The sequence below is a fragment of the Pandoraea cepalis genome, assembly GCF_902459665.1.
GTDB classification, from domain to species: Bacteria; Pseudomonadota; Gammaproteobacteria; order Burkholderiales; family Burkholderiaceae; genus Pandoraea; species Pandoraea cepalis.
The window spans coordinates 157179-166561 of record NZ_CABPSL010000011.1; the positions used below are offsets into that span (position 1 = coordinate 157179).

Consider the following 9383-nt stretch of genomic DNA (forward strand, 5'->3'; position numbering starts at 1 on the left):
TGAGGCATCTCATCCGTTGGCTATTCGACGGTCACCGATTTCGCCAGATTGCGGGGCTTGTCGACGTCGGCGCCCCGGGCACACGCCGTATGATAAGCCAGCAATTGCAGAGGCACCACGTGGAGCACCGGCGACAGCTCACCGTAATGTTCGGGCATGCGGATGACACGAATACCCTCGGCGCTGGCAATGCGCATATCGCCGTCGGCCAGCACGTAGAGTTCGCCGCCACGCGCGCGCACTTCCTGCATGTTCGACTTGAGCTTCTCCACCAGCACGTCGTTCGGGGCGACGGTCACCACCGGCATCTGCTCGCTGACCAGCGCGAGCGGGCCGTGCTTGAGTTCCCCAGCAGGATACGCCTCGGCGTGGATGTACGAAATCTCCTTGAGCTTGAGCGCCCCTTCGAGGGCGATCGGATAGTGCAGCCCTCGCCCGAGGAACAGCGCGCTCGGCACGTCGGCAAATTGTGCCGCCCAGGCGATGAGCTGCGGCTCGAGCGCGAGCACACTCGTGAGTGCCGCCGGCAAATGACGTAACTGCGCGAGGTGGCGCGCCGCCTCGGTCGCATCGATGCGCTTGCGCTCGACACCGAGCGTGACGGCCAGCATGAACAGCGACACGAGTTGCGTGGTGAACGCCTTGGTCGACGCCACGCCGATTTCCGTGCCCGCGCGCGTGATGAACGACATCGCCGTCTGCCGCACGAGCGCGCTGGTCGCCACGTTGCAGATCGCCAGCGTGCGATCGTGTCCCAGGCTCTGGGCATGCTTGAGCGCGGCAAGCGTGTCGGCGGTCTCTCCCGACTGCGAGATGGTCACGACGAGCGCTTGCGGATTCGGCACCGACTCGCGATAGCGGTACTCGCTCGCGATCTCGACCTGCGTGGGAATGCCGGCGAGCGCTTCAAGCCAGTATTTGGCGGTGAGCCCCGCGTAGTAGCTGGTGCCGCAAGCGAGAATCAGCACACCGTTCACCTGCGGCAAGACGTCGGCGGCGCCTTCGCCGAACAAGGCCGGAGAAAATTCGGTGATATCGGCAATCGTGTCCGCAATCGCCCGCGGCTGCTCGAAGATCTCCTTCTGCATGTAATGCTGATACGGCCCCAGTGAGACTTCGGACTGGTACGCCGCCATCGCGCGTACCGAACGCTCGACCTCTACGCCCTGCGCGTCGAGCACCGACACGCGCGCTGGTGAAAGCAACGCCACGTCGCCTTCTTCGAGATACATGAACCGGTCGCAGTGACCGGCGAGCGCCATGGCGTCGGAAGCGAGGAAATGCCCATCCGCCGCAAAGCCGATCACGAGCGGCGAACCTTGACGCGCGCACACCATGCGCTCCGGTTCGTCCTTGCTGATGACGGCGATGGCATAAGCGCCCCGCAATTGCGCAATGGCCGAGCGCACGGCATGCACGAGCGTGCCGCCGTCGTTCGCCGCGAAATGCGCATCGACCAGATGGGCGATGACCTCGGTGTCGGTCTGGCTCGTGAACTCGTAGCCCTTGGCCCGCAGCGCGTCGCGCAGCGCCTCATGGTTCTCGATGATGCCGTTGTGCACCAGCCCGATCCGTTCGCGCGAGAAGATCGGATGCGCGTTCTCGGTCGCCGGCGCGCCGTGCGTCGCCCACCGCGTGTGCGCGATGCCCAGTCCCGCGCCCATGGCCGCGTCGGCCAGTTGCGCCTGGAGTTGCGCCACGCGCGACACGCTGCGCACGCGTGTGAGCTGATGTGCTGCGTCGAGTACGGCCACGCCGCACGAATCATAGCCACGATATTCGAGACGGCGCAGTCCTTCGACCAGCACCGGTACCACGTCACGGCGTGCCACGCCGCCCACGATTCCACACATGACTTCCCCTCAACAATCAATTGGATGAGCGCAGCACGCCGCCGCCGCCCGAATGGCCGGTTGCGTTCGTCTGCGTGTTGACCTGTCTGATGTCCGGCGTTGTGATGACGGCTCGCCGGGATTGTCTTCCGCCTTCTTCGTTGTCTCGCCCGGTGCGCTGCGTCAGTCCTGCGCCGCGGCGGGATTGACGTGCATGAGGTGACCGTCGCCCACGTAAGGAATGAGGCCCTGCGCACGAATCTGCGCGACGGCTTGCCTGGCGCACTCGGTATCCGCGGGGGCGCAGTAATCGATCGAGATCACCGGCAGGTCGTAGCGCTCGCGCACTTCGCGCGCTCGCGCAAGCAGCCACGCGCGATCGTCTTCCGGCACCGCCACATAGCGCTGATTCCCCTCGTCCCAACCGCGATAGAGCGATTCGAACGCCACGGCCGCCACGTCGCCGTGTACCTCGGGCATCAGCACGAAACCGCGATTCAGAATCAGTTCGGCGCGCGGGAAACGGCGCCGAATTCGCTTGATGACCGCGACCAGCCCGGCTTGCTGACGCGCACGCTCGGCATCGGTCTTGGCGACCAGTTCATACGAATCGAGCGTGTCGAGGAAAAAGCCACGATAGCCCTTGGCCCATAACGGCGCGATGACCTTCTCCACGAAAAACTGCGGCCAGCCCGGGGCGCCCTGATCGATCACTTCCGATTTCCAGTCGCCATTGCGGCCAATGCGCCAGGCTTTCGGGATCGCGGCGTAGTAGTCGCGCGTGGACAAGACTTCGCCCACGCTGACGTAAGCGATCCAGCGCCGGCCCTTGGGCTCGGTGGCCGGGTCGACGGCCTTCGGCACGAAGCCGTTGTCGGGCTCGATCACCACCTGATCGTAGCCGGCGAGCGCCTTCGGGTCGAGCGTCGCGCCATAGAAAAACGCAATGCGCCCGAAGACAGGCGGCTGCGCCGATGCGGTGTTGAGGAAGAAGCCGGCAAAGACCCCCACCACCCCGCCCATGAATCGAGCCAGTGGGCGGCGCCACCAAGTGGCATGCGGTTGCGTCGTGTTGTCAGACATGGCGATCGGCAGCGGCAGTATCAGTGTCAGCGCTGCTGTTGCAGCATGTAGGTCTCATATTCGAGCGCGTCGAGCCGGCGATCGAGCAACTGCATCGCCACCATCACGACGACCAGCAGCGCCAACGCGAAACCGTAGCCGTACGCATTCGGTCCGAGCATCAGCGTGACCCACGTAAACAGGCCGTTGGCGACGACCATCGCGGCGGTGAGCGCCAGCACCGTGCCACGCCGGTCCAGATAAAAGAAGATGTTCAGAATCCCGAGGAAAAGCACTTGCAGGCTCGCGGAAATGACGTCGATGTGCAGCAGCGGCAGGTACAGCACCGAAATGCCGATCAGCCGCAACAGCTTGTCGCCGAACGCGAAGATCAGCAGCGTAACGACCGCCTGGATCTTCAGGATTTCGTACAGACCGGTGCGGACCGAGCGCACCATCATGTCGCGCGATTCTTCGATGTACTTGAGCGTTCCGCCGGTACGCACCGCGTTGAAGAACTGATCGTAGTACTCGACGAAATCCGTCTCGATACGCAGCAGGAACACCGCCATGCCCGGAATCACGCACAGGTACGAGAGGAACACCGGCAGATCGTAGATCACCGACGCGCGCAGCGGGCCGATCACGTCCTGCCCGGTTACCGGATAGAACCAGAACATCAGCTTGTCGAGCCAGATGCCCAGATTGAACAGCAACCCCACGAACATCAACGACGGATACGAGAAGCGACGCGCGAAGACCTGCCAAAGCAGATATTCGTCCGTGCGGTAATTGCGGTGAATCAGGCAGACCATGCCGAGCAGCAGGATCAGGTGACCGATGACGAAACCGCCGAGCAGCCCTTCGAGCCCGTATCGGTTGAGCAGCACCGCACTCACCACCGTCACGGTGTAGCCGACGAAGAAGATCGCCAGCACGGCACGGTATTGCTTCACGCTCGTGAGAAACAACACGCCGATCCAGATATTGCTCACGATCACGAAGCCCGTGAGCATCAACAGCCGATAGCCCGTGGACTGACCGCGGAACACGGTCAGCGCGAGGATGAGGCCGATGATGCCCGTGCCGACCGTCGTTACCAACGCAACCGCGTTGTAGTTCGGCAGCACCAGATCGGGACGCCGCTCGAACAGCCGGTCGCTCAGAAAGCGTGTGAACGAGAGTTGAAGTATGCCCGTGACGATGAGGCTGAACGCGATCAGATACGTCACCGACACCTGGAACTGCACGATGAGGCCCGGCGGTTGCACGACGGCGAGGCTCATCAGGCCGATGAGCAGAATACCGAGAATCGAGAGAATCAGCGGGCCCGCGCTGATGACCCCGGCGTAGCCATAGGCCGCCAGCGTGCTGGTCAGCGTGTCGCGCCGGAGAATCTTGCGAAGTTCAAAGCCAATACCGGCCATCAGTGGTCTCCCGCAACCACCCCGGCGGCGGGACGCGCCAGCAGTGTCTCGTACAAACTGCGATAGGCGTCCTGCATCTGGGTGATCGTGTAATAGCGTTCGACGCGCGCGATCGCCGCGCGCTGGGCCGCATGCCAGGTGGTGGGCTCGAGCACGTCGAGCAGCGCCTGGGCGAATTGCTCCGGGTTGGCGATCTGCACGACCTTGCCGGCAGGCCCGAGGGCGCGATCCTCATCGCCCAGGCCTTCGACCAGTTGGCGGCACGAACCGACGTCGGTCGTCACCACGGGCACTCCGGCCGCGTACGCCTCCAGCACCACCAGCGGCAACGCTTCGGAAATCGACGACAGCGCCATGACGCCGACCTGCGGCAGGATGTCGGATACCTTCTGAAAGCCCATGAACCGAAGGCTGTCTTCCAACCCCAGGCTCGCCGCAATGTCACGACACTCCTGCGCGTAGGCCGGATCCTCTTCCTCGGGGCCGACCACCCACCCCTGCAGTCCCGGCATGTGGCGGCTGGCGATGAAGATCGCCCGAATGAACGTCTTGATGTCCTTGATCGGTACCACCCGGCCGATCAGCGCCACCACCGGCGGGATGTCGGCCGGACGCTGCTCGCGCAGCGGCGCGAACTGCGCCACCGAGATGCCATTGGGCGTGTTGCGGGTCTTGTACTCGGGCGCGCCGTCGGCGATCTGGCGCAGACGATTGCCCTCGAAGAGCGCGGTGATCTCGTCGGCCGCCTCGTAGCACACGCGTCCCATCGCTTCGAAGAAGCGCACCCACAGGTTCTGGAAATAACCGACCTGCGAGATGTCGCGCTCGAACAGCCCCCGGTTGTCGCGAATCCACTGGCTCTGCAGCAGATCGATCTTGCGCTCCTTGGTGTAAATGCCATGCTCCGAGACCAGCAGCGGACGCTGGTGCTTGAAGCGCAGCAACGCGCCCAGGAAGCCCGCGTACCCCGTGGAAACGGTGTGGTACACCTTGGCCGGGATCAACTGGTCGCAAATGCGCGCGAGTTGCCACAGCGGCTTGTGCATGATCCGGATCGTCCAGAAATAGTCCGTGAACGACGGATCCAGGCAGTACTTCTTGTAGCGATCGGTGATCATGTCCCACGAGCGCCGGCTGTGCAGAAAATTGGCCTCGCTGATCTCGCCGTCTTCGGCGAGCATCGGAATCACGTCGTGAATCAGCTTGCCGATGCCTTGCAGGTCGTCGCGCCGGCGCAGCATGTCATGCATCTTCTCCATCTTCTCGAACGCCTGCGCGTCGCCTTCGGCGGCACGCATCGGCGCGGGCGCCTCGAATTCGTACAGATAATGCGCCTCGAAATGCACGATGTTGTCGTACAGCGGATAGACCATGTCGCCGTAGTCTTCGCGACGGCTGCCGATGAACACGACGGCAAACGTCAGATCCGGGAATGCGCGGATCATTTGATCCACCCACGACGACACGCCGCCCCGCACATACGGGAAGGTGCCTTCGAGCAGCAAAGCGATATCGGCCGAGTCAGCGCGACGTTCGTTGGTACGCATTAGCGGGTCCAGAAACGCATGACGGGCTGCAGCATCGGGGTGGCCGTGCCATTCCCGAGGCCGGCGAGCATCTGCCCGACCCGTGCGTATTGATGTTTGAGGAACGCGACTTCGGCAAGCCAGGGCACGAGTCGGTCCGCCGGAAATTGATGGTACTCGGCACGCAGCAGACACTGTTCCGCTTGCTCCGGATCGTGACGCATCAGCGCGCAACGGCCCAGCAGGTACCACATGACCGCATCGCTCTCGCGATGGGCGAGCGCCTCGCGGGCAAATCGCTCCACGCGCTCCATCGTGAATCGGTACACCTCGCCGCGCACGAGGTTCTGATAAATCAGCTCCCAGTACAACTCGGCGAGCCGATGGCTCGCGTCGGCACGATCATCATCATTCTCTGCACGATCGCGCTGAGTGCGCGCGTCGAAAATACGCTGCATGATCTGCTTTTCCACGCCGTCGATAATCCCGTAGGCGAGCAACCGGATCTCTTCCACCGGATCGGCCAGCAGGTCCCGCATGATCTCGCCGGTGGCCCGCGACGGCAGCGCCTGCACCGACACCAGTGCGGCCACGCGGTCTTCGCTGGTGCCTTGGGTGTTGCGCAAACGCGCACGCAGGCGCGCACCGGCGCCGTGCGTGACGCGCGAGACCAGATACGTCACGAACTCGGGGCGATCAACCGCCCCGGAGCGGGCGAGCTCTTTCGGCGCGGGGAACAACACGCTGATCGCCATCACGCCGAGGAACAGCAGCAAACCGCCCACCGGCATGAACAAGCTGATCGCCAGGCTGTGCCAGAACGCCCCGGTACGCCCGTGGTAATGCTCCGGCAGTACCGAACGAACGAAGGTCGCGGTGAGCACTGCCGTGAGCAGTTGCCATCCAAAGAAGACCACGAGCGGGTCGATCCGCCAGGCCGGTTCGAAAAGCGTGTGCACCGCCTGGGCCTGCGCGAGCAGGGCCAGGATACCGAGCGCGATCGCCAGCAGTTTTTTAAGCATGATCGCGGCAGCGCTCCAGCAATTTGCTCAGCCCCTCGCCCGGGGCGCGCTCGTCCACGCTCGCCGAGTGCACTGCCACGTGACCGGTCTGGAAATCCAGCCCGTATTGCTGACGCAGCGCGCTCTCAATGCGGATGAGGTACCCGTCGATGCCATTCTCATCGGTAATCGGCATCAGGGCGATGGCGATTTGCTGACGAGGGCCTGATTGAATCCACAAGGCGTCGAGTGCCCGGCGCGAACGCACGGTCTGCTCGAACAGCGAATCGCCGCTCGCGCCGCGCGGGAAAACGAGCGCCACGAGCGAGGACTGGATGCCGCTCTGGCGCTTCATGCGCGCAAGGCGACCCAACTCCAGCGCGAAGTCGTAGGGCACGCTTGGCACCTCGTCGCGCACGCTGGCCACCACGCCCTGCTGTGCCACGCCGTCGGCGTAATAGGCCAACAGCACCAGCAGCAATTGCAGGTTGTCGTGATTGAGCGCGAGGAACGACATGCGGCGCACGATCAGCATGCCGTTGATGTTGCCGTCCGTGTCGGTGAGCGGTGCGCACACAATATACGCACTGCCCTCGCCGACCGTCACGTCGTCGCGCACATGCGAGAGCGTGCCTTCGCGCAGGCAAGTCTGCACGAGCGGATCGCTCTCGACCGGCGTGAACGCCTCGCCCACGCACGCTACCGCCGTGGGCACCAGCCGCCCGAGGTGCACCGGGAAGACCGACGCCACTTCGATCTGGCACGTCAGCGCGGCAAACTCGAGCATCGGCTGCGCGTTGGGCAACGTTTGCGCCGCGGCGCCCGCCTCGTTGGACGTCGTCAGTTCCCGCAATCGCATGATGGCGTCGCGCAGGGTGCTCGGCTTGGTGAGCAAATCGCGCTCGAGCCGTTCGTGCGAGACACGCAGCAGGTAGTGATTGTTCGTAATGGCGACGAGGCGATCGTTCAGATACGTGTTGATGCCTCGAGCCCGCGTCGCGCGGTTGCCCCAGATGTCGCAGAAGTGCCCGCCAACGACGATCATCGTGAAGCCGCCGACGAAGAACATCGCCGGGAACGGCTCGCCATGCAAGCCATACAAGCCGTACCAGACGGCGGCAAGCACGAGCCCCGCCACCACGCCGAGCAGCGCGCCGTAGCGCAGCGCCATGACCAGGGCGACGAGCCACATCCATGGAAAGCCCAGCCCGATGAGCAGCGGATCGCCGGGTCGCAGCAGCCAGGCAATCGCCACGGCGAGCGCCATGCCGGTGACCACCTCGAAGACCGCTACCGGTCGCGCCACGGCCGGCGCGATCAGTCGGCCATAGGTGCTCACGTTGCCGAACGGCTCCGAGCGTCGCACCTGTTCCGGGCCGACGGGCTTCGCGTCGATGGCAGCGTCCTGTTGAGTCGCGGTTTTCACGATGCGGCCCGTTACCGTTGCGCCAGCGGTGCCAGCAGATTGCGAATCAACGTCTGACCGACGCCGGCCAGGCTCGAACGGCTCCAGCCGCTGCGGCTGCCGGTCGCGCTCCAGACGATGCTGCCGTTCGAGACATCGATGACATCGAACGTCAGGCCGGCCACCGGTTCACCATCGACACCGACCTTGTAGCGCCATTCGGTCACAGCCCCCGAGAGCGCATACTTCGCCCCGGTCTTGCGCGCCCATTCCAGGGCACGCATGCGCGCCTGTGCGTTGTTGCCGCCGACGAGCGAATCGCCGCCATCCGGATCGCCGACATAGCGATGCAGATCGGTAAAGCCGTTCTGGACCAGAATGCTTTGAGCAATGCTCTCGGCGCGCTGGCCGGCATCCGGCGTTTCCGTCGTATTGGCGATCGGCAGAATCGCCCAGGCGGCCGTCTTGGGCAGATTCGGCGCGTCGCCGACATTCATCGTCGAACAGCCCGCCACCAGCGCGGTCAGGACGGCAGCGCCGGCCAGGCGGCGCCACAGCTTACTCACGATTGTCTTCATGGTCTTGCTCTCCCTTGCGGATGCGAAATTTCAGTAGAACAGCCGGTACGCGATGCCGACCTGCGTCGTGGCAACACCGGTGCCGTTGGTGATGTCGTGCGAGTAATACACGCGAGCGTGATCGTTGCCGAGCACCGACCCCGCCATGCCCAAGTTGACCTGCGGCCCCCAGCCCTGCTGACTGTCATGAATGTAGCCCACGTCGAGATACGGCCGCCAGGCACGCCGGTAAGCGTTCTGATAGTCCTGTCCGAAGCCGGCCATGACACCGTACTGGGTCGTCGTGATCGGCATGAACTCCGAGGCCACCGGCGCGGTGCCGGTCGGCAGCAGCACGGCGAGCGACGGGATGGTGGCCGTGCCCGGCGTATAAATGCCGCGCTCGGCCACGAGCCTGACGTTCAGGTCGGGGTAGTCGATGCGCAGCTTGTACCCCAATTCGCCGCCGAAGCGCCAGCCACGTCCGAGGTACGCGCAGGGCAATCGCATCAAGAGACCTGCATTCCAAGCACTTGAGCCCGATAGTGTTCATCGAATCCGGCCTTGAGCCGC

8 protein-coding genes are annotated in these 9383 nt (G+C 64.2%); all 8 read right to left on the reverse strand.

Annotated features, from left to right (window positions below):
- Nucleotides 1-20: 20 nt before the first annotated feature.
- Nucleotides 21-1853, reverse strand: a complete 1833-nt coding sequence (glmS, locus tag PCE31106_RS15095; protein ID WP_150563814.1) for a glutamine--fructose-6-phosphate transaminase (isomerizing) — start codon at nt 1851-1853, stop codon at nt 21-23.
- Nucleotides 1854-2015: 162 nt separating this feature from the next.
- Complete coding sequence (locus PCE31106_RS15100; RefSeq protein WP_254441074.1) at nt 2016-2915, reverse strand: endo alpha-1,4 polygalactosaminidase; 900 nt, start codon at nt 2913-2915, stop codon at nt 2016-2018.
- A gap of 26 nt (nt 2916-2941) precedes the next feature.
- On the reverse strand, nt 2942-4321 hold the full coding sequence (pelG, locus tag PCE31106_RS15105; protein WP_150563815.1) for an exopolysaccharide Pel transporter PelG: 1380 nt from the start codon (nt 4319-4321) through the stop codon (nt 2942-2944).
- Complete coding sequence (pelF, locus tag PCE31106_RS15110; protein WP_150563816.1) at nt 4321-5868, reverse strand: GT4 family glycosyltransferase PelF; 1548 nt, start codon at nt 5866-5868, stop codon at nt 4321-4323. Before pelF ends, pelG begins: the two co-directional genes overlap by 1 nt.
- Entirely contained in the window at nt 5868-6869 is a 1002-nt protein-coding gene (locus tag PCE31106_RS15115) for a hypothetical protein (protein WP_150563817.1), read from the reverse strand. The genes pelF and PCE31106_RS15115 overlap by 1 nt, the downstream gene beginning before the upstream one ends.
- Nucleotides 6862-8274, reverse strand: coding sequence for a PelD GGDEF domain-containing protein (locus tag PCE31106_RS15120; RefSeq protein ID WP_150563818.1), 1413 nt, complete (start codon nt 8272-8274; stop codon nt 6862-6864). Before PCE31106_RS15120 ends, PCE31106_RS15115 begins: the two co-directional genes overlap by 8 nt.
- A gap of 11 nt (nt 8275-8285) precedes the next feature.
- Nucleotides 8286-8831: a penicillin-binding protein activator LpoB gene (locus PCE31106_RS15125; protein ID WP_150563819.1), complete on the reverse strand. Its 546-nt coding sequence runs from the start codon at nt 8829-8831 to the stop codon at nt 8286-8288.
- A gap of 30 nt (nt 8832-8861) precedes the next feature.
- Nucleotides 8862-9320: a hypothetical protein gene (locus PCE31106_RS15130; protein ID WP_150563820.1), complete on the reverse strand. Its 459-nt coding sequence runs from the start codon at nt 9318-9320 to the stop codon at nt 8862-8864.
- Between the last annotated feature and the right edge of the window lie 63 nt (nt 9321-9383).